The organism is Candidatus Dependentiae bacterium (genome assembly GCA_016191325.1).
GTDB lineage: Bacteria > Babelota > Babeliae > Babelales > JACPOV01 > JACPOV01.
Map to the genome: position 1 here is coordinate 602,453 of JACPOV010000008.1, position 20,688 is coordinate 623,140.

15 protein-coding genes, 1 tRNA gene, 1 other RNA gene and 1 pseudogene are annotated in these 20,688 nt (G+C 40.4%); 5 read left to right on the plus strand and 13 right to left on the minus strand.

Going from position 1 to position 20,688, the window contains the following annotated elements; genetic code table 11:
- Window positions 1-39: 39 nt before the first annotated feature.
- Window positions 40-2,769 (minus strand): ATP-dependent zinc metalloprotease FtsH, encoded by a 2,730-nt coding sequence (gene hflB / locus HYX58_03395; GenBank protein MBI2775026.1) that lies wholly within the window; start codon window positions 2,767-2,769, stop codon window positions 40-42.
- Window positions 2,770-3,464: 695 nt separating this feature from the next.
- Between hflB and HYX58_03400 the strand changes: the two are divergent.
- Window positions 3,465-3,524, plus strand: a pseudogene (locus HYX58_03400) (DUF4044 domain-containing protein).
- A 208-nt stretch (window positions 3,525-3,732) separates the two neighbouring features.
- A complete protein-coding gene (locus HYX58_03405; protein MBI2775027.1) occupies window positions 3,733-5,460 on the plus strand; it encodes a hypothetical protein in 1,728 nt (575 codons plus the stop codon).
- 13 nt (window positions 5,461-5,473) lie between these two features.
- Here HYX58_03405 and HYX58_03410 read toward each other — a convergent pair whose 3' ends face one another.
- Genes HYX58_03410 through HYX58_03425 form a run of 4 tightly spaced genes read right to left on the minus strand, consistent with a single transcriptional unit; the run spans window position 5,474 to window position 8,844 of the window.
- A complete protein-coding gene (locus HYX58_03410; protein ID MBI2775028.1) occupies window positions 5,474-6,823 on the minus strand; it encodes a PD40 domain-containing protein in 1,350 nt (449 codons plus the stop codon).
- A gap of 29 nt (window positions 6,824-6,852) precedes the next feature.
- Complete coding sequence (locus tag HYX58_03415; protein ID MBI2775029.1) at window positions 6,853-7,755, minus strand: TonB C-terminal domain-containing protein; 903 nt, start codon at window positions 7,753-7,755, stop codon at window positions 6,853-6,855.
- Window positions 7,721-8,146, minus strand: a complete 426-nt coding sequence (locus HYX58_03420; protein ID MBI2775030.1) for a biopolymer transporter ExbD — start codon at window positions 8,144-8,146, stop codon at window positions 7,721-7,723. Before HYX58_03420 ends, HYX58_03415 begins: the two co-directional genes overlap by 35 nt.
- A gap of 14 nt (window positions 8,147-8,160) precedes the next feature.
- Window positions 8,161-8,844, minus strand: coding sequence for a MotA/TolQ/ExbB proton channel family protein (locus tag HYX58_03425; GenBank protein MBI2775031.1), 684 nt, complete (start codon window positions 8,842-8,844; stop codon window positions 8,161-8,163).
- 169 nt (window positions 8,845-9,013) lie between these two features.
- Between HYX58_03425 and HYX58_03430 the strand changes: the two genes are divergently transcribed.
- Window positions 9,014-10,216, plus strand: coding sequence for a hypothetical protein (locus HYX58_03430; protein MBI2775032.1), 1,203 nt, complete (start codon window positions 9,014-9,016; stop codon window positions 10,214-10,216).
- A gap of 1 nt (window position 10,217) precedes the next feature.
- Here the strand turns inward: HYX58_03430 and HYX58_03435 are convergent, their stop codons facing one another.
- Complete coding sequence (locus HYX58_03435) at window positions 10,218-11,630, minus strand: CCA tRNA nucleotidyltransferase (protein ID MBI2775033.1); 1,413 nt, start codon at window positions 11,628-11,630, stop codon at window positions 10,218-10,220.
- 43 nt (window positions 11,631-11,673) lie between these two features.
- Between HYX58_03435 and HYX58_03440 the strand changes: the two genes are divergently transcribed.
- Complete coding sequence (locus tag HYX58_03440; protein ID MBI2775034.1) at window positions 11,674-12,501, plus strand: hypothetical protein; 828 nt, start codon at window positions 11,674-11,676, stop codon at window positions 12,499-12,501.
- Window positions 12,502-12,581: 80 nt separating this feature from the next.
- Here HYX58_03440 and HYX58_03445 read toward each other — a convergent pair.
- Window positions 12,582-12,657: transfer RNA gene (locus tag HYX58_03445), tRNA-Ala, on the minus strand.
- A 190-nt stretch (window positions 12,658-12,847) separates the two neighbouring features.
- Between HYX58_03445 and HYX58_03450 the strand changes: the two genes are divergently transcribed.
- A complete protein-coding gene (locus tag HYX58_03450; protein ID MBI2775035.1) occupies window positions 12,848-14,599 on the plus strand; it encodes a thioredoxin family protein in 1,752 nt (583 codons plus the stop codon).
- Window positions 14,600-14,672: 73 nt separating this feature from the next.
- Here the strand turns inward: HYX58_03450 and HYX58_03455 are convergent, their stop codons facing one another.
- From HYX58_03455 to HYX58_03480, 6 genes are all read right to left on the minus strand, one after another.
- Complete coding sequence (locus tag HYX58_03455; protein MBI2775036.1) at window positions 14,673-15,011, minus strand: HPF/RaiA family ribosome-associated protein; 339 nt, start codon at window positions 15,009-15,011, stop codon at window positions 14,673-14,675.
- A 22-nt stretch (window positions 15,012-15,033) separates the two neighbouring features.
- Window positions 15,034-16,347: a ribosome biogenesis GTPase Der gene (der, locus tag HYX58_03460; GenBank protein ID MBI2775037.1), complete on the minus strand. Its 1,314-nt coding sequence runs from the start codon at window positions 16,345-16,347 to the stop codon at window positions 15,034-15,036.
- Window positions 16,344-18,104, minus strand: coding sequence for a DNA polymerase III subunit gamma/tau (gene dnaX, locus HYX58_03465; GenBank protein MBI2775038.1), 1,761 nt, complete (start codon window positions 18,102-18,104; stop codon window positions 16,344-16,346). The genes der and dnaX overlap by 4 nt, the downstream gene beginning before the upstream one ends.
- Before the next feature lie 88 nt (window positions 18,105-18,192).
- Window positions 18,193-18,287: signal recognition particle sRNA small type (ffs, locus tag HYX58_03470), an RNA gene on the minus strand.
- 105 nt (window positions 18,288-18,392) lie between these two features.
- A complete protein-coding gene (locus HYX58_03475) occupies window positions 18,393-19,649 on the minus strand; it encodes a histone deacetylase (GenBank protein MBI2775039.1) in 1,257 nt (418 codons plus the stop codon).
- Window positions 19,650-19,722: 73 nt separating this feature from the next.
- Entirely contained in the window at window positions 19,723-20,676 is a 954-nt protein-coding gene (locus HYX58_03480; GenBank protein ID MBI2775040.1) for an alpha/beta hydrolase, read from the minus strand.
- Between the last annotated feature and the right edge of the window lie 12 nt (window positions 20,677-20,688).

Consider the following 20,688-nt stretch of genomic DNA (forward strand, 5'->3'; position numbering starts at 1 on the left):
GGGGTCCCCGCACAGTGGCCAAAGGCCAGGTATGGGGCCTCAGCTTTCCTGGCCCGTTAAGCGGAAATTGCTGCGCGGATCGATCCCAAGAAGCTCATACACTTCATCAGCATAAAGAACCTCTTTTTCAAGAAGCGCAATCGCCAATTTATCAAGTTTTTCTCGGTGATTTTGCAGCAGTTCTTTAACCGCTACCATCGAAGTGCTCAGAATTTTTTCAACAAGCTCATCAATGCGCTCTGCAGTTTTTTCAGAATAACGATATTCGCGATTTTGATCGTAGACCACTGGGCCCATTTCGTCGGTCATACCGCCGCATACCATTCTGCGAACGAGAGAAGTTGCCTTTCTGAAATCATCCCCAGCGCCGGGAGTCATCACACCACACGCAAGCAATTCGGCAGCGCGCCCACCAAGCGCAACATACACGAACGCCATAAATCTATCTTTTGTCTCAAGCATTACATCCCGCTCAGGCAAGAAGTGAGTCACACCCAATGCGCCGCCGCGTGGAACGATCGTTACTTTATCAAGTGGATCGCCATGCTCCGGCATCAGAATGCGTACCAATGCATGCCCCGCTTCATGAAATGCGGTAATTTTTTTCTCTTGATCGCTCATTACGCGAGATTCCATTTTTTGGCCAAGCGTTACATGATCACGCGCTGCTTCAAAGTCGTGCATTGTTACAACGCTTTCATCCGCTCGTTTTGCCGCCATTAATGCAGCTTCATTGACTAAATTTGCCAGATCGGCGCCAGAAAATCCTGTAGTGCTTCGCGCAATACGAGATGCATCAATGGTGCCGTCAGTTTTAACGCGCGCAAGATGAACTTTAAGAATCTCTTCACGGCTTTTGAGCGTCGGATACGGAACGTGAATTTGTTTATCGAATCTTCCTGGGCGAACGAGAGCTGGATCGAGAACATCGGAACGGTTTGTTGCCGCAATAAGAATAACCGAAGAATCGATCGTATTGAATCCATCAAGTTCTGTAAGCAATTGATTTAACGTTTGATTTCGTTCTTCGCTACCGCCGCTGCCATTATCGCTTCGGCGTGAACCGATCGAATCAAGCTCATCAATAAAAATGATGCTTGGCATATGTTTTCGAGCCTGCGTAAAAAGATCACGCACACGAGATGCACCAACGCCAACATACATTTCTACAAAATCAGAAGCGCTGACGCTAAAGAATGGACAATTTGCTTCCCCTGCTACCGCTTTAGCAAGCAACGTTTTGCCATTACCTGGATCGCCTACTAAAAGCACACCTCGCGGAATGCGGGCGCCAAGGCGACGATATTTTTCACCATTGCGCAGAAAATCTACAACGTCTTTCAATTCTTGTTTTGCTTCTGGCATACCTGCAACATCTGCAAAAGTAACCTTGATCTGCGAAGGAACAAACATTTTTACGTTGCCGCTTCCCTTGCTCATCGGATTAACTGATGCGTTGCCGCCAGTTTTTTTCTCATGGACTATTTTTTTGTGAGCAGCTTTTAAATCGGCCATACCCACTTCAACTTTGCCCTCTTTTGAAGCTTGCAATGCTGCTTTATTGATGAGATCTCCCAAATCTGCGCCAGAAAACCCGGCCGTTTCGCGTGCAAGATCTTTTAAATCAACATCGGAACCCATTTTTACTTTTTGTGAGTGAATCGCTAAAATTTGTTCGCGTGCCGTTTCATCTGGATAATCGACTGTTACCATGCGGTCAAAACGACCAGGTCGCAAGAGCGCTTTATCCAAAACCTCAGGCATATTCGTAGCCGCGACAACGATAACGGCAGAATTATATGATTCAAAGCCATCCATCTCAATCAGAAGTTGATTAAGCGTTTGTTCACGTTCATCATGCCCACCACCAAATCCGCTTCCGCGTTGGCGCCCAATTGCGTCGATTTCATCAATAAAAACAATCGCTGGCGAATGACGGCGTACACGCTCAAAAAGATCGCGAACGCGCGCAGCGCCTACGCCCACAAATACTTCAATAAAATCGGAACCGGAAACGCTAAAGAATGGGCAATGCGCTTCGCCTGCCATCGCTTTTGCAAGAAGTGTTTTACCATTACCTGGGTCGCCCACTAAAAGTACGCCACGAGGAATGCGTGCCCCAAGACGGCGATATTTTTCTGGGTTTTTAAGAAAATCTACAACGTCTTTCAGCGCCTCTTTGGCATCGGTAGCGCCCGCAACTGCGGAAAAGTTTTCATTGATCATAGAAGGGGTAAACATTTTTGCTTTACTTTTACCCATAGAAAAAATGCCGCCGCTACTATTATTTGAGCCGCGTGCTTGGCGCATGAAATACCATGCTGCAAGCGGTACTATCAATAACATGGCGATCCACATCATGTACCACATATTGTACGGATTGGAGTTTGCAGCTACGGAAAATTCTACATTGTGGTTTTTGAGCACATCCCAATTATTAGTATTTTCAGGAACGGTTACTTCAAAACGAGAGCCATCGTTCATGACGCCAAAAACATCTTGGCCAGAAACATGAACCGCTTTAACGTTTCCTTCTTCCACTGCTTTTAAATAGTTTGAATAACTAATTCCTTTAACCTGACGCGTATAATCGGTCAGCTTTGTCAGCAATCCCAAACAGGCAACAAATAATATAACAATAAAGACAAGATTTCGAGGCCCTTTGGATAATTGATTGAATCGCATTTTTTTCATAAGCGCTATCCTATCGGTCTTATATTTTTTAACGTGTCGCGTTACCGGCTCTTTCGCTTCCAACCCCAGAGCCATTTTTCCTGACTGAATTAATTTACGGCCTAAGGGCCGTTCTATTATGTCCAAAGTATACAATATAATCAAAAAACTGTCGATAGATTGCCCTAAAATCCGCGTTTTAGGGCGTGAACAAACATGAGTTGTTGTTCTTCAGTAATTTTTAAAGAATAATCGCACCCAATACGCAATCGTTATCCCAAGGGCTAACAGAGAGGATAGTTTTTGTGCCGTACAACGATTGTCTATTTTCATTGTCTGCCCTGTATACATTGTGTTAAAATTTCTATTATGAATATTTTATTTACAAGCCGTGCGAAGGGCAAGCATGATGAAATTATCACGAATTTCGGTATTATTTATCATTTTTGTTTTCAGTAAAACGTTTGGAGCCGCCGCTGCAATTACTCAACCCGATGTTAGAAAAACAATCCCAATGGCTGAACATCAATTACGGGTGGCCATGGACCAAGCGTGGACCGATAGAGGATCATTACTGCATGATTATGTGGTGGAAAGCCTCAATAATAGTGGACAAACTAAGGCGCTTAACGATCAATTACTTAAAAACAATAAAGCTATTGCCGATGCGTTTGGCTCTTATTATCCTGCTGCCTCAATTGATAAAATAAACGGCCTTTTAAAAGATATGCTTACCATTTCATTAAATCTGATTGATGCGGCAAGAAAGAACGATGCGGCCGCGATAAACGCCAAAACAAACCTCTGGCGTTCAAAAGCTGACGATTTTTCACGCTATCTTTATGCATTAAATCCTAATTTGGTCTTTACTAAAACGCAGAAATTGCTGGATGATTACCTACAGCTCACTATCGATGCCATAAATGCGCGCGTTAAAAAAAATTGGGCTACCGACGTAGATGTACAAGAAAAATTAACGCATCAATTACAAACCATTGCTGAGCAATTTTCTAATGCGATCATAAAGCAATTTCCAGCAAAATTTAAATAAGGAAAGAAATGAGCAAAAAGCTGTTTATTATTTTACTGGCATGTGCCACCACGCTTCATACCAATTATGCGATGGAACTCATTGGTATGGATATCAAACCGCACATAAGTTTGGATGTAATCGATGGTACATTCGAAATCAATGAATCAGATTATGGTCTATTGGAAAATTATTCGATCACCATGAAAGACTATCAAGAAGATACCAAAGAAGAGTTGAAAAAGTTCAAGTTAACGAAAAACTCATTAACTACTCTCATTAATTATTTAAGTATGCTCGATTCAAACAAAGAAAAACTCCTCAATCAGCTTAAGACAGAAAAAAATGAAGATTTAAATATAGGACTTCAAGCAGCCGATTATCTTAATATTCCTGATTTGGTTACTGCGATTACTGATGAATTAGCGACTCGCTTCAATTCAGCGCAATTTATTTCGCAATTCAAAAAAAATCCTGCGATTCTCAAAAACTTAAAACTTTATCCTCAAATCAACAATGCTATAGCAAAAAAAATTCTCGAAAAAAATTCTCCTGTAGTGAGCTTTCTGAAATCACAATTGAAGTTTCCAATTATTAATAATGCTTCGATAACGGACACTGTAAATAAAGTTTTTGCAATTAACCCTAAAAATACCATTATTGCTTTTGGTGCGCCAAAAGTTACTGAATCAAAAACAATAAAAGCAATTGTTAACCTGTATGACATCGTCAGCGGCACATTAATTCATACTATTGATGATGATTCATTTGGCAATTCGATTTATGGACTTTCATTCAGCCCCGATGGAACTATGCTTGGCATAGCTGATCGAGCTTCTTTTTATCTCTATAATGCAACTACCTATAAGCCTATTAAACAATTCGATTCTGATGCATTTACTGTCGCGTTCACAAGCGATAGTAAAAATGTTGCATTTAGTGATGGGGCGACGGTAAATATTTGGGACTTTGAGCAGCAAAATATTATTTTTACAGATGCTCCCGTTCAAGAAGGTATACTTACAAACCTTATATTTAGCCCAAACAATGAATTCCTTGCCGGATCCTTCGGCCATACATTTATTAACTGGAATCTTGGAATCATAAATCCTTTAATCTTTCCTAGCTCAGCCCTTGGACACAATATTGCTTATACTAATGCGTCCGAATCTAACCTTAACTCCGATAGAGGCCCTTTCATCTTTACACCAGATAGCTCAGAGATCCTTGTCGGGTTGAAAAATGGAGCAATAAATATCCACAGTTTATTCATAGGTTTCAAATCAAAAACATCATTAACTGGTCGCGAAGGCATTAATTCTCTCTGTTTTAGTTCAGATCAATCGTTACTAGCAAGTGCAAATGATTTTGGCGTTGATATATTCGATTGGCAAACAAAAAAACAACTTTTTTCTCTCTCTTCAGATCCCGTTTGGTTTGCAACGTTTAATAAAATAAATACAAAACTTATTACTGTCGGGGCGGGACAAAAAATCCAAATAACTATATACGATTTATCACCAATTTCTGGGCTACTAAACTATCTTAATAACCTTCAAACAGAGCAAATTATTCTTTTACTTTTAATATATAAATATGGATCCGCAATTATTAACGAAAACCAGCAGCTAAAAACGCTGTTTGAAAGCTTGCCACAAAGTATGAAAACGCTGTTTACTATGCCAACAGCACCCCAAGGTGAATCATTTATGAAAGCTTGGTGGGGTTATGCAAGAAACTATTTCATGAAAAAATAAGTTTTTGCAAAAATTATACAACTATTGGTTGTTCATAAAGCGGCGACCAGCTTGGATAGCAGCAACGATCTTGTGCGCTCGTTACATAAATGCGCTCATTACTAAAAACATGATGCACCGCAACTCTACTTGTTTTTCCATTAGTTACGGTAAATGCCAAATAGTTTCCGCAGGGAGACCAACACGATTCTTCTTTATTACTGTTATCAAACGTCATTTGTGTATGCGTTTTGGTGATCAAATCGTAGGAGAAAAGCTGCGCAACGCCATTGCACATACGCGAATAAGCTATTTTGCTTGTCGCTTGGCAAAAACTTGGGCTTGAACAATATCCGTCGTTGGTCACTCTTTCAAATTCCTTTGTATCAGCATGATAATAGCAAATATACGGCTGCTTGCTTCCTGCATCTGAACAAAAAACAATATCTCCATTATCGCAGAGTGTTGGCGAAATATTTTGGCCGCTATTATGAGTAATTTGCGAAAGTGAAGGCCGGCCTGTTTGCGCATCTATCTGATATAAATAAATGGTGCTCTTGCTTCCAATAGAACCATCGCACGAACAATAGACGACTTTTTTCCCATCGTTTGAAAATGAAGGACGCATCACAAACCCATCAAGATTTGCGACCATTTTTCTCTTTTTATCCATAGCGACCGACATTAAACGCACATTTGAATTCGTAATTTCTGAATATAAAACCATTGGCGCAAGAGAATCGTTATTCCAACGCGGTGCAAATGCATTTGCATGCTGCACAAGAAGCGAAGATTGTTCCGCACATTTTTCGCAATCAATATAGGGCGCAGTTACATAAATATGTTTTTCGATTTTCTTTCCCTTGATCCTTTTTTCTTTGCAGTACGCAATGCGCGTTGAGAAAAAACCACCCTGGCCGGTGAGTAATGGCCATACTTGATCAGCAATGTGTTCCGCTACAATCGCTGGCGGATATTCTTTGGTAACAAACCGTTTACCTTTAAGCATTTGATGCGCATCAAGATCATATAAGCGCCAATCGATGGTAGTGCCGCGCCACGAATGCGCTAAAAATAAACCGAGGCCAAAACCATCTTTCGTTAATTCTTTCATTGCAGCTTTTGATGGCTGTTTTTCAAATGGCATAACCGTAACTGAAAAACCACTCAGCATTACCTTTGAACGTTCAAGCATTTCTTTAAGTAATGGAGAACTTGCATCCATTATTTCATTTGCATCAATAACGCCAATTAACAATTTCATTTTTTCGACCGATGATCCTTTAATCGAAACATTCATCGGCGCATTTTCTAAAGCTGTGATACGCAAAAATAAAAAAATGGGTATCAGAAACAATAAAATTTTATTTTTAATACTATTCATATCGACTCCAAATAGTTATGTGTAACTTATTATAGTTGAAAAGCTATAATAAGTTCTTTTCCTGCAAGATCGCGTGGCAAATAAGTTTGCAGCAACGCCATGCGCGCAGCGATATCGTACGTAATAAGTGTGGACGATTCTTGAATCACCGCATGTGAAACTTTTCCATCATTATCAACAGACACTTTCACAACGCAGCCTCGTGGTGGCCGAATGCCCGCAGGAGGATGCCACGCCCGCTCAATTTCTTCCTGGATTACTGCATATAAACAAAGCGCATCATATTCTTGATGGCCAATCGCAATTATTTCATTATCAACCGGCATCGATTGAACATCGTTTTGAGAAAGTAGTGGTTGCTGCTGAATTTCTTGATGTTCAGTAACCATTTTTTTTATTTCGTTCGGTTGCTTTTCTTGTTCTTCTTTTTTTTCCGGCAATTTTTTGATTGGCTCTGGCTTCAGTTCTTGTTTTTTATCAATTATTTTTTCTGGCAATTTTTTTGCCGCAGCGATCATTTTTTCTTTTTTAGATTCTACTTTTTTTTCTTTACTTGCGGTCTTGAGTGATTGCTTTTGCTGTTTCTTTTGAGCGATCTGCTTTTTTTCCGGCTTCATTTTATTAATCGTCGTGCATGGTTCAGGAGCTGCAGCAACAGGCAATTTTTTTTCAGAAACATTTTTTTGCGCTTGATTTTGCAATTGCGCTACACGCTTCATCGCACCCGGAATGTGATGAGCAGTGGAAACAAATTGAATTGGCAAATCCGAAATGCGGCGGGAACCAAGCACCAATTGCATCGTATTTGTATTCTTTGGCGGCACAAATAAAAGAATTACCATCGCAATATGTAATGCAATGGAAGCGGTGCATGAAATAATAATTAAACGCGATACATTAAACCGTAACGCTTGCCAGCGCAATCTTAACATCTTGAACACCCCCAACAGCCTTGATGCGATCTATAACCCCTACCAGCGTGCCGCATGATTTCCCTTCATCAATACGCACCCAAACGCTGACCGGTTTTTTTAGTGAACGGCTTGCATGCACTTTAATTTCAGTTCCGAGCTGTTCTAATGCTATCGGTTTACTATTTAAAAATAAACCGCCCTTAGCATCGATCGTTACTACGATCTCTTGCCCTTCCTTACCGCCCTCTTTTGATTGACCTTGCGGTAGATTTACTTTAATTGCGTTGTGAATCATCGGCGTTGTAACCATGAAAATAATCAATAAGGTGAGCGCCGTATCGATCATTGGCGTTAAGCTAAGCTCCGGAATCGATGCTTGCGCGCGACGGCGCCTGCGTAATTTCATCATGCGCATCCTTTTCGCTATTTAAGGAACAACGTATTTACCGAGAACACTAAACGATCGGTTAAATTATAAAGATAGTATTCAAGCATGCGCGCGCGCGTCGATAAATAGTGGAACATCATTAATGCGGGAATAGCCACCATCAATCCCGCAAGCGTTGTTATAAGCGCTTCCGCAATACCTGGGGCAATCGTTGGAATATCTGCCGTTTGTTTTTCGCTAATGCGCACAAACGAGTGAATTAATCCCCACACCGTGCCAAATAATCCAAGCAAAGGAGAAACTGCCGCAGTTGCTGCAAAGAAAGGTAAATAGGATTCTTCTGTATGCAAAACATCTGCCACGCTTTGTTCCAAATCCCCCTCAACGATCTCAAGTTCTCGATCTGAAAGTGGCGTAAAGCTTTGCCGCGTTTCCAATAACGTTTTTAAAATAGTTAAATTTTTTGTGATGACAAATCCGGGCATGGTATGCGCATGTTCACTTGCAACTGCGCGTAAATCATCAAAAGTGGAAGCCCGTTTAACATCGCTGAGCGCTTGCATTAACTGCCGGCGGCGCGAGGCACCAAGAATTAATTTATAAATAAAAAGCGCCCATGAAATAACAGAAAGAGCGAGCAATATAAGCAAAATAATTTTTGTCATTGCATCTGATTGAGTAATCAGTTGAATAACCGGATTCGAGTAAACCCCAACCATGAAATTCCCTTCAGTTATACTTTTTTTATACCTCCAACGTCACTGAGTGTACTGCTTTTCACTCTTTTTGGGCAAGATTTATATGAAACCATACATAGCGCCCCCGCGCCAGTTGACTATCTGAAATTTTTTGGCATTATTAAAGTATCACTATAAATGGAGCGATACTATGATTAACAGACGATTTGTTTTATTTCTATCTTTATTGGCGTACTCCGCTTGCTCCGCACTTGAAGCAAATATATTCTCTCAAGGTTTTGAATATTTTAAGAATAGAATCGCTACCCTTAATGATTCAACTAAAGAAACCCTCAGGGCCGCTGGTGTCTGTACCTTAGTTGCGGGAGCGGTCGGTTCTTGGGTCTATTTTAAAAAGTTAACATCTAGATCAAGTGAACTTACAAATAAAATAAAAAATATAGATGTACCAACCCAACCAAGCTTTGAAGACACCTGCGGTTACAGAGCGCTACATACAGCTTCAAAAGCATATGAGTTACATCAACAGGGTTATCCTTCTAAAGATGATGCGCCGAAAGAATTGGCTCCGGTTTTTATGGATGAGCAGATCTTATCCGATCATCTAAAGAATTGGAAAAAAGTCATCTTAATAAAACGATCGACAGAAGTATTGAAAGAATACGTTAAAAACCACATGTTAGAGGCAATAGCGCCACTCAAAGAAAGTGCGCCTGCTACCTATGAACCTCTTCGTAACGCGCTTAATAACCAAATAATTCAGCAATTCAATTTCGATTCTATATCAAAATTGACCCCACTCGATATACATCAAGAGGAACTAAAAAAGCTATTTCATAATTCACTAGAACATGAAATAGCACAAAACGAACATGTTCAAAGCTGCCTGAAGAATTTACCATCATTTCATTTGAATCAACAACTAGCGCAAGAGCTCATAATTGACAAATGCGGCAACCTAAATGAATCTCTAAGCGGTGATGAAATCTTAGCAATTGCTAAACAAAAGTATGGAAATTCGATAGCTGAAAATCATTTTATCGTTTTAGAAAATATGCAATTTCTTTCTAGCTATATGCCACAAATAATTGACTGGAAAAAATCTACTGATGGATTTCTTGCATTTATTATTGGGACAATGAAAGTTCAGCGTGGAAATTATGGACACTGGTTCACGCTTATAGCTGAGAAAAAAGATCGAGCAAAATCGTACTACGTTGCCGATTCGATAGGAACCAATAGAGCAAATAATAATAACGTTTTATCAATCGTAGAAGAGCTCGAGAAGCCTATAGCATCTTCACAACTCAATCCCAGAAAAGAAATGGCCAATGCTGTTAAATTAGCAACTAGAATGCAAAAATTCCGAGGCGCTGTCGGAAAAATCGCGTAACTTAATTGTTGTTCTGAAATACCCGTTTTTTTAATTCTTCTTTATCCCAAATTCCTTCATCGATCTGAATTTTATAAGCACGCTTAAGTAACTTACCAAGTTCAGGCCCAGGTTTGATTACATCAAGCAAATCTCTCCCTTGTAAAATCGGCTTTTCGGGCTCATGAAGTACACGCGCCTCTTTTGCTCTCTCAAGAAATGCTGAAACATCAGAAAACTGCTCTGTAAGAGGCGTCCCTTTCTTAGGATTTCTTCCGCGCCTATCGGCGAGCGTAAGCATCCCGAGCATCTGCATCGTAATCTCGGGCGCCAATTTGCGCGCAAGTCGTTTATAGGCTGGAAGCTTTGCATTGTTTTTAACCAGTTGCCCCGGCTGCATATGATAACGAGCTAGTTTTGCAATGCATGAAATAAGATCTTTATTGCGCATAATGCGCTTAAGCATTCTTTTTGCGAGTGTTTCACTCTTTTTTTCGTGCCCGTAACTAATAATTTTCCCATCAAAAATTTGAGTCGTACTTACTTTTCCCAGATCGTGGCACAATGCTGCATACACGATTTTTAATTTTTCTTCTTGTGATGGATATTCAAGAGCCGCCGCCGCGTCAAATGCTTGCTTAGTGTGTTCGTAAACATCGCCCTCGGGATGCCAGTCCGGTTCTTGTACAATTCCTTTAGTAGCTGCAAGCTCTGGCAAAATATCTTTGAGTCTGCCAATCTCATCCAGCCAAGAAATACCAAGCGATGGTTGTTTAGATTTGAGCAAAAGTTTTGCAAATTCCGCTTCAATGCGCTCTCGCGAAACCGATTTGAGATTCATTTCGGCGCATAATTTATTTAAAATCGCGTCTGGCTTCATTTCAAAACGCCCAACAAACTGCATTACACGATAAAAGCGCAGCGGATCTTCAATAAAAAATGTAGGATCTGGCGCACGCAAAATCTTCTTTTTTAAATCGAGAAGGCCATTAAACGGGTCAACTAATTCAAACGTAATTAAATTAATTCCCATCGCATTAATCGTTAAATCTCGCCGAGAAAAAGCACGTTCATAAGAAAGATGCGGATCGAGTACAACTTCTGGTTTACGGCCAGATGCATCGCTGCGCGGAACTGCCCAATCAGCCTCGAGCCCATGTAAACGTAAAACGCCAAATGCTTTACCAACCAAACTTACTTGGCCAAACTCACCGAGCACCGTTTGAAGTTCTTCAAGCGAACAATTATAAACTTCAATATCCACATCTTTGAGCGGCAATCCTAAAAACAGATCCCGCACCGCTCCGCCAACAAGCAATGCTTGGCAACCGCGCTCAGAAAGTTTTTGCGCGATCGTCTGCACTAATGGATACTGCTCATTAATAATTTGAGTGAGGCGCTTTTGAATAGTTGCATCAACTTTTGTATACTGCATGGTGACATCCTGATAATTTACCGTGCGTAAAAAGGTATTTTTTATGAATCAGCTTTTCAGTGTATGCATTATCAGCTGCCTCTTGCAACTAATATCATCGAGTGCGAATGGAATTTCGCTCCAATCAATGAATAGTTGGATCTCTGGAGGGCAACAAGAATCTGGCTACGAAGAACATCACTTTAAACCACTCGGCACATTGAATGTGCACAATGAAACGGTCGGCTCAATTGTAATCAAAACATGGGCGCGCCCAATGCTCGTCATAAAATCGGTAAAACACATAAAAGAAAAAAAACCTAAACCGGCGCTTCATATTTCTGTCGATGAAAAACAGGCATCGATCACCATCGATAAACCAACTGACGACGGAATTTCTATTGATCTTGAACTTATGATCCCTGAGCAAACAACCGTTTCTATTACCGCACGCGGCCCTGTAAAAATAAAATCGATCGACGGCAGTATTTATGTAAAAACGCAAGACACAATCGACGTTCGGCATATTGGCAATTCAATAACCGCAATTTCAGAAAGTTCATGCTCGATCAGTTTTCATACAATCCCGCTTAAAAGTAATATTTCAATTACCGCAAAAGATCAGATTGAGCTCGCGCTCCCGCCAGAAACGAATGCAATATTAAATGCAAAAGCGGAACACGGCTCGATTAACTGCCAACTTTTTTTTACTTTCAAACCGTTCTGCACGAAATTAAATAAAAACACCTGGAACCAAATGCGTAAAGAAATTAATGGCTATTTAGGAAATGCGCAAAATCTATCTGAAGAAAAGTATACTGAAAGCGCATTAGCAAAAATTGACGTGTGTTCCAAAAATAAATCGATCAATATAGTTAATAGCCGCGATTAGCGAGAAACTTTATAATCCGTAAAAAAACTGGCCGCGCCAGGCGTAGCTTGCCGAGGCGGAAGCCCCGGATAAGCGAAGACTGGTGGAGCTGACCGGGGTCGAACCGGTGGCCTCATGAATGCCATCCATGCGCTCTACCAACTGAGCTACAGCCCCAAAATAATTACCCCACACATGGCCTAAAGTCCATGGTTATGGGGACCCCGAAAATATTGTATGCAATCAATCGAAAAAATCTTTAATTTCTTAAGATTAAAAAAATATTGCATGAACACCGATTACATGTTACTTAAATTGTATTAATATAGAAAAAAATATCAATGTCATCTGTTTTAAAAGGCATCCCATGCACCTTCTCCGTTCTTTGATCATCCCTTTTTTGATTGCCACCTCGATTTTTGGCGAAAGCACACCGCACATACAAACAATCAAAAAATCGGAAAATGAATTAGAGGTTTCTCTAATTTTTAATTTAGAGCCGAATCAATTACTTTATAAAGATTCGTTGCACGTATCGGTTGATCATCCCGATATTCATGTTTCCGCTCTTGAATCGCTGCAAGAACCGGTAAAGCGTTATGATCCAGCAACCAAAGAAACTCAATTGGTATATCTTGATCATGCAGAATTTAAAATAAATGCTCAGCAAAAAAATGATACTCCACCCACCGATGCTTTCTTGCATCTTATGTATCACGTTAATACCGATCGCGGCCCCGCGCATAGTACAAAAGCGCTTACATTTCACGATCAGGAACAGAATGCTCAAGATGAACGCGTACTAGTACAAGATCAAGAAAATCGGAATGTGATACCTATAAATACCGAGCAAGCTCCTGCAAAAAAATGGTCCATTTCAGAAAATATTTCGCAATTAATTGAAACTACTAATTCGTTGCCAATGCGTTTAGTTCTGGTATTTTTGCTTGGCTTGCTTTTGAGTTTAACGCCGTGCATTTACCCAATGATTCCGATCACGGTCGGCATTTTGCATGCACAAAAAAGCTCTTCGCTGCTTGGAAATTTTGCACGCGCTGGCGCTTATACCCTCGGCCTTGCGACGACGTTTGCACTTTTAGGGCTTGGCGCAAGCTATACCGGCCCCATTTATGGAAAATTACTCACGCATCCGATTTCCATATTGGTTCTTGTCAGCTTTCTTGCTTATTTGGCGTTTTCAATGTTTGGGTTCTATGAAATGTATGTGCCCCGCTTTATGCAGCCATCCGGCTCGCATCGTTCTCGCTCCGGTTCGCTCGTTTCCGCGTTTCTTTTTGGTACAGCAAGCGGCACGTTTGCATCACCCTGCGTTTCTCCAGGACTCATTCTGCTTTTGAGCATTGTGGCAACGATGGGCAGCATGTTCATGGGCTTTTTATTGTTGTTTATATTCGGCATAGGATTAAGCACGCCGCTTTTAATTATCGGCACGTTTTCGACATCTCTTTCTTTGCTTCCGCAAGCTGGCATGTGGATGCTTGAAGTAAAAAAACTATTTGGGCTTCTTCTTTTTGGCGTATGCTTTTATTACCTTTCAGTATTAATGCCGTGGCACCTTTTGATGATATTCGTTGCGCTCTTTTTAATTACGGTGGGCATTGTTTATTTATCTGCAGATCAAACGCATACCTCGCCCCGCTGGCGAAAGATTAATAACGCGCTTGGCAGTTTATTCATCATTGGAGCGCTTCTTGCGCTTTCAGAAGGATATAAAGCGTACGTTGCAAATCCGCACGATGATTTCTGGCAAACCAATTATCAAGAAGCACGCACTCTCGCGCTAAAAGAAAATAAAAAACTTTTTATCGATGTATGGGCCCGCTACTGCTCAATTTGCAAACTTATTAATAATACGACGCTTAAGGATTGTGCAGTAAGAGATGCGCTCAGCAATTATATACCGCTCAAAATTGATGGCACCGATGAGAATGAAGAATCATATAAATACGTAAAAGAGAAATTTAAGATCGTCGGCTTTCCCGCATTCTTAATTGTGGATCCGACTACCGAAACGATCGAAAAGCGATGGTCGAGCGAGCTTTATCAAATGCCGCGTGAAGAATTTATTTATGAGCTTAATGCTCACTATAAAAGATAATTAAGATTAACCTGCTGAAATGAAAAAGGGCGCTTATTAAAGCGCCCTTTAATGTTAACTTCAAATGTGAAAACTAGGCACCTTTAAAATAATCGTTATTGCCGTTTTTCTTGTCGGCAGTCATTCTTCGCTTATGTTCATGCAACTGATCATAAACGCTATCAATAACCATATCGATCAATTGATATGCGTGCGGCCCTTCTTTAAGCGCCATAACTTCATGATGCGGAGTTTTTACACGCAATTCTGCCTGGCTGTGCGCATGCGGAATTCCGGGGCGCACAGTGAAATCAATGTATACAGGCCCTGCATTATCTTTCAGAAATTCTTCAATTTTTGGCAATCGATCGTTGATATAGTTTTCAATAGCAACAGACGAATCCATGCCTTGAAAGTGAATCTTCTTATTCATGCTCTTTTCCTCTCAAAAAAAATTACTTTCTTTTTCTCAGAATAAAAAGAACTGGCACACCTACCAGATCAAAATGTTCGCGCATTACATTTTCAAAGAAACTTACCTGGCTCTGGCCAAACCATTTGGGCTCGTTCACGTACAGCAAAATAGTAATTGGGGCATGCCGCACCTGTTCAGCGCGATAGAGCATCAATAATTTCGATTGATGATAAAGAGGCGTTCGCTCAAGGGCCGCTTTAAATACTCTCGTAAGCTCAAGATCGTTAAGCTGCTGCGTATTGCGCTCCCAAACTTTTTTCACGAGTGGCAAAATTTTACCGATATTTTTTCCGGTTTTGCACGAAATCGTGAGTGAAGGAATTTTTTTAATAAAATAATCGTACCGCTCAAGATCAAATGCTAAATCTTTTCGATTGAAATCGGTCATTAAATCATCTTTGTTAAAAAGCAGAATGATCGCTTTTCCTTCTTGAAAGCAATAAAACGCGAGTTTCAATTCTTGATCGCTCATGTGCCCTTGCGGGGAATCGATCAATAATAAAATAATCGATGCATTTTTTACTGCACGAAATGATGATTTCACCATCATTTCTTCTAGCGATTCATCAATCGATCTTTTTTTGCGAATACCGGGAGTATCGGTCATCGCAATTGTTTCTTGATAGAATTTAATCGGCTCGGTAATCGCCTCGCGCGTAGTGCCCGGCTGATCAAAAACGATAGATCGTTCCTGCTCTAAGAGCAAATTCATAAGAGACGATTTTCCAACGTTCGGTTTACCAAGAAGAGCCACAGAATACCGCGGTTCTTCTTCTTTAGTTTTTGCATGTTTTGGCAAAGCTGCAAGAATAGCATCAAGTAGTTCTGCAATGCCTGTTCCATGCTGTGCCGAAATCGGAAAGTTTTCTTCAAAACCAAGCTGCACGAATTCATAAAGCATTTCTTGCGCTTGATTGCTATCCATTTTATTAATAGCTAAAAGTACTTTATTTCCTTTGCGGCGCACCACCTGAATAAGCTGGCGATCATCTTCCGTTAATCCCGCTTTTCCATCAACGACAAAAAGAAGCAAATCCGCCTTATCAATAAGATCAAATCCTAATTGGCGCACTTTTTCGCCAAGCGGATCGTGAACTTTGTGGATACTAATACCGCCGCTATCAATTAACTCAAAACACGTATCTTTCCAACACACCGTATCACGCACAAAATCGCGTGTAACTCCCTCATAATCGAGCGTCATGCTTTTCACATCGGTCGATAAACGGTTAAAGAGTGTTGATTTGCCTACGTTGGTCCTGCCAACTATTACTACTTGGGGTAATGAACTCATTGCTGTACCTCGCTGATAATACCGGGAAATGTTTCAAGGATGCGATGCGCTTTTTTCCATTGCTCGCGATCAGAAACATCGAACGGCTTGACCCGTTCAGTTGGTTTAACTGTTTTTTTTTCGTACGAATTGCGGCGCTGTTGCCATTGATTTTGATGAGCGGGCGCCGATTGTGATGCTTGCGGACGCTGCGCTGGTTGCTGCGCAGTTGGCATTGGCTGTTTTGGCGCAACTGGTTTTGGAGCAGCAATCTCAACGGAATGATCAATAAACGATGGGCAAAACTGCACGTTGGTGCCAAAGCTTAATTCTATGATCGGTTTCCAAACTGCTTTTGTATTTTCTATTCGTTCTTGAAAGAAAATAAAATCTTTGCCAAATGCTACTTCCAGTTTACCCGATTCCTGCTCAAATGAAATAAACCGTGCTTGTTTAAATAAAGATACTAATAACGGATCGTCTAATTTTTCTATGGCGATAACTACGGTGTGCCACCGGTTATCATTTTTTGGTGTTTCTTGAACCGATTGCACTGATGAATTTTCAACGGAAGGCGCTGCATTTTCTTTTGCCGCACTGTGCGCTGAAACGGCTACTGGTTTTGCTACAGGTGATTTTACGAGTGGTTTGTTTGCTAAGCCGGAGTGCGCTGGTTGTTTTTCATGCATGCGCAAACAAAGCGCCATAATAAGCGATTCAAATAATCTATGCTGCGAAGTTGTTTTCAAAAACAACAGTTCATGATCGTAAAAAAGTTCAAGCGCCTGGCTGATAAACGAAAGTGAACATTGCTTGCTGAGCGCAGTTATTTCTTGCGCAAGAGGCAGATACCGCTCAATAATTTTACCGTTATGAGCCCATAAAAGAGCACGTATCAACTCAATAAACGAATCCCAAAGCGCTGGCGCTGATCTATCTTGTACCTTGTGCAATTCAAACCAAGAAATTACCTCTTCACTCGATTCGCTTAAAACCGCCTTCATCAATTCAATAAGCTGCGTATCATCAATATAGCCAAGCAGATCAAGAACTGCCTGTTTGCCCACGCTTGCATGCGAAAACCGAACACGCTCGAGCAAGTTAATCGCATCACGCACCGATCCTTCTGTGTGAGTTCCGATTAAAACGAGCGCCTCATCTTCGTAGGCAATAGTTTCTTTTGCGCAAAGGTCTTTCAAGTGATCGACCACTTCAGGCGTCGCTACCGGGCCAAAAAAGACTTGAAAACACCTTGAACGAACCGTCTCAATAATTTTATGCGGATCGGTCGTCGCCAGAATAAAGAGAACGGAGCGTGGCGGCTCTTCTAAAATTTTTAAAAATGCGTTAAAAGCGGCCTTACTAAGCATATGAGCTTCATCGATCAGATATATTTTTTTTCTGCCAAGGAGCGGAAGTAACGAAGCTGCCTCAATGATTTGGCGAACATTATCGACTCCCGTATGCGATGCAGCATCAATTTCTATAAAATCGGGATGGCGACTCTCAAATAATGCAGTACATGATGAACAAACGAGGCAAGGAATCGAGATATTTCTCGGATCTTTTTGAAAATTTGGCAACTGCTCACAGTTTACGGCAGCGCTAAAAATACGGGCGGTGGTTGTTTTTCCACATCCACGCTGGCCAGAGAACAGGTAAACAGGAAAATATCGATCGAGATATAAGCTATTTTTGAGCATGCGAACTACGAGCGATTGGCCAACAATGCCATCAAATGTGCGTGAACGCCATTTTCGAGTAAGATTCAAATCCATGAGATATGCTCATTATGTAATAATTAGATCGTTTTTGCTTTCGCCAGTGCTCAGCATGGGCCGGGAGAGGCCGACTTTTCAAGAATACTATAAAGGGGAAGTTCATACAAGAATCGACGTGCCCTTGCTGCTTCCTTTCGGACCTGACAAATTAAGCATTCTATCTTTATAAACTTCCCCAACTTTTAATTGCGCGATTTGCATCAAAAAATTAAGAATTTCAGCAAACAGGTAAAGTATACCTAATTACTCCAAAATCAACAAGTCCAGGTGACTTTAAACCAAATCTTAATCCAGTTTAACAACATCCTCTTTTTCAATTTTCTTCAAAAAGCCTTTATTCCACAAATTTGAAATTGAAGCAGAAATAATTTCAGCACTTCGGGGCGAATAACCACCTGAAAGAGTCATGCATATGGGAACTTTATGCTTTAGTGCTTGCGCAAATACGAATTCATCCCGATCTATAATACCTTGCTTAGTTAATTTCATTCTACCAAGCCTGTCTTCTTCAAATGGATCAGTTCCGGCGTTATAAAAAATAAGATCTGGTTTGGTGTTATGTATTTCTTGAAATTCATCTAACGCTTGAGGTAGAGCATTCTTTACACTGTTAATATATTTATCACTGCAATCCTGGCAGTTTCCAGAATGGTTCCCTTTCTTGCAATAAATATCTTTCGAGATCAATTTCTTATGTATCTTTTCTCGAAGTTCGCGACTATCAGTCGCATAGGGGAAATTTTTTTCATTATAACAATCAAAAAAATATATATTTTTATCATTTTCTAAACACGACTCAACGCCATCGCCTTGATGCGCATCAAGATCAATATAGAGAACTTTCAAATCTTTTTTTTCTTTTTCCCGCAGCTTTTGAAGCGCAAGAGGAATATCTGCATACACACAAAAACCGCTTCCATTATCAGCTTTTGCATGATGATATCCACCAGAAAGATTTATTGCAGCTCCGTGCTTAAATGCTAATTGAGTAGCGAGGATTGTTCCTTGTGTTGCATACCGCATTGGTGAAAGTAGATAACGTTGTAAAAGAAAATTAGGAATCTTGGCAACTGGAACTTCTACGATTTTTTGAATGGCTTTTGACGAACGTAAGGAATCTAAATATTCCTTTGAGTGAACTTTAAGAAGACTATCTTTGGAAACTTCTGATGCTGGCTCATAAAAATGTAAACCTGAAATGTTCCATTCTTTTTTTAATTCATCCGCAACATGTCCATATTTTTTTGAATCAAATGGATGAAGTTTTTCTACGCCAAAAAAACCAATATTATAGTTTTCATGATATACGAGAGGAACTTTACTGCCATCGTAACACCAACGATCTTTTAATTTCCGTGCAGCATCCCATCCCTTTTTTGCTACGACCGCTGTACCAACAGCAACGGCACACTTCGTTTTTAAATCCCAGCCAAGCGGGTTTAGCCAATCCATAGCTTTTGTTTGGCTCGAAGAAAAACCGAATGCTATTTGCAATGCAATAAGCAAAAATTTTCGGCAAAAAGGAGAAAATCCTTTGATCATATTATTCCTCTAAATCAATTTTTGAACTTAACCTGAATCTATAGCTTAGCTCTTAAAAGGGTAATTGTTTGTCTTACTGTGGTTTGAAGTATTTATATATTCTATAAGCGCCATAGCATAACGATGCATAAAAAGCAGTTTTTACCCCCAAATCCACATACGGCATTCTATTTTCTTTGATTACTAACTTTGCATATGCTTCTTTGTCCACAGGCGGCTGATATTTTTTTAAACCTTCATCAGCAATTTTTTGCTTTTTAATGTGCCTTGCTAAAATCATATGAAACGCAGTAATTTGTTCTGCATGTTGTTCTTTCCATAGTAAAGAACCGTGATTTCCATCATTCGTTTCAATAAAATACACATTCTCTTGCCCAGCATTCTTTAAACCTGTGTATAACGCTTTTGCATCATCATAAGGAATCTCTGGGTCGTTTTTATCATGCATAATAATAATCGGCAAATCTTTTTGTAGCATTGCGGTCTGAAGAATTGGTTGCCTACCGGCAGGTGCGTAACGAGGCATAACTAATTTAGCTATATAAGGGGCCCAATAATAACTCAATGGCAAACCAGCAACAAGCTTGGGGACTTTTTGCAAGATGGCACTATTTCCAGAAGCTACTGCTGCTTCCAGAACAAGTACATCAATTTTTTGCGGATTATCAACTTGATGATCTACCGCACCATTATAGGCAGTAGCCCCGCCTTGCGAACAGCCATGAATAATGATGCTTTTAATTTTATTATCTTTCGAGACGGTTTTCATCGTATCGTTTAAATGATTTAAGCAATTATTTTGGCCTAAATCCGACTGCCATATACCATTTGGGCACGATGCCACTATTCTATTTTTCAGATGTGGATAAATAACATCGAGGTTTTGGCCCCCGCCGCCATTGAGACCGGGCACAACAACGACTGCTATGTTATCTTCTTGCGTATCTTGAGCTTCCATAGCAGCAATGCCATTACTTACCATTCCAAATGCAAATATAATTGAACCGATTTTATTATAATTATTCACCACGTTCCCCCT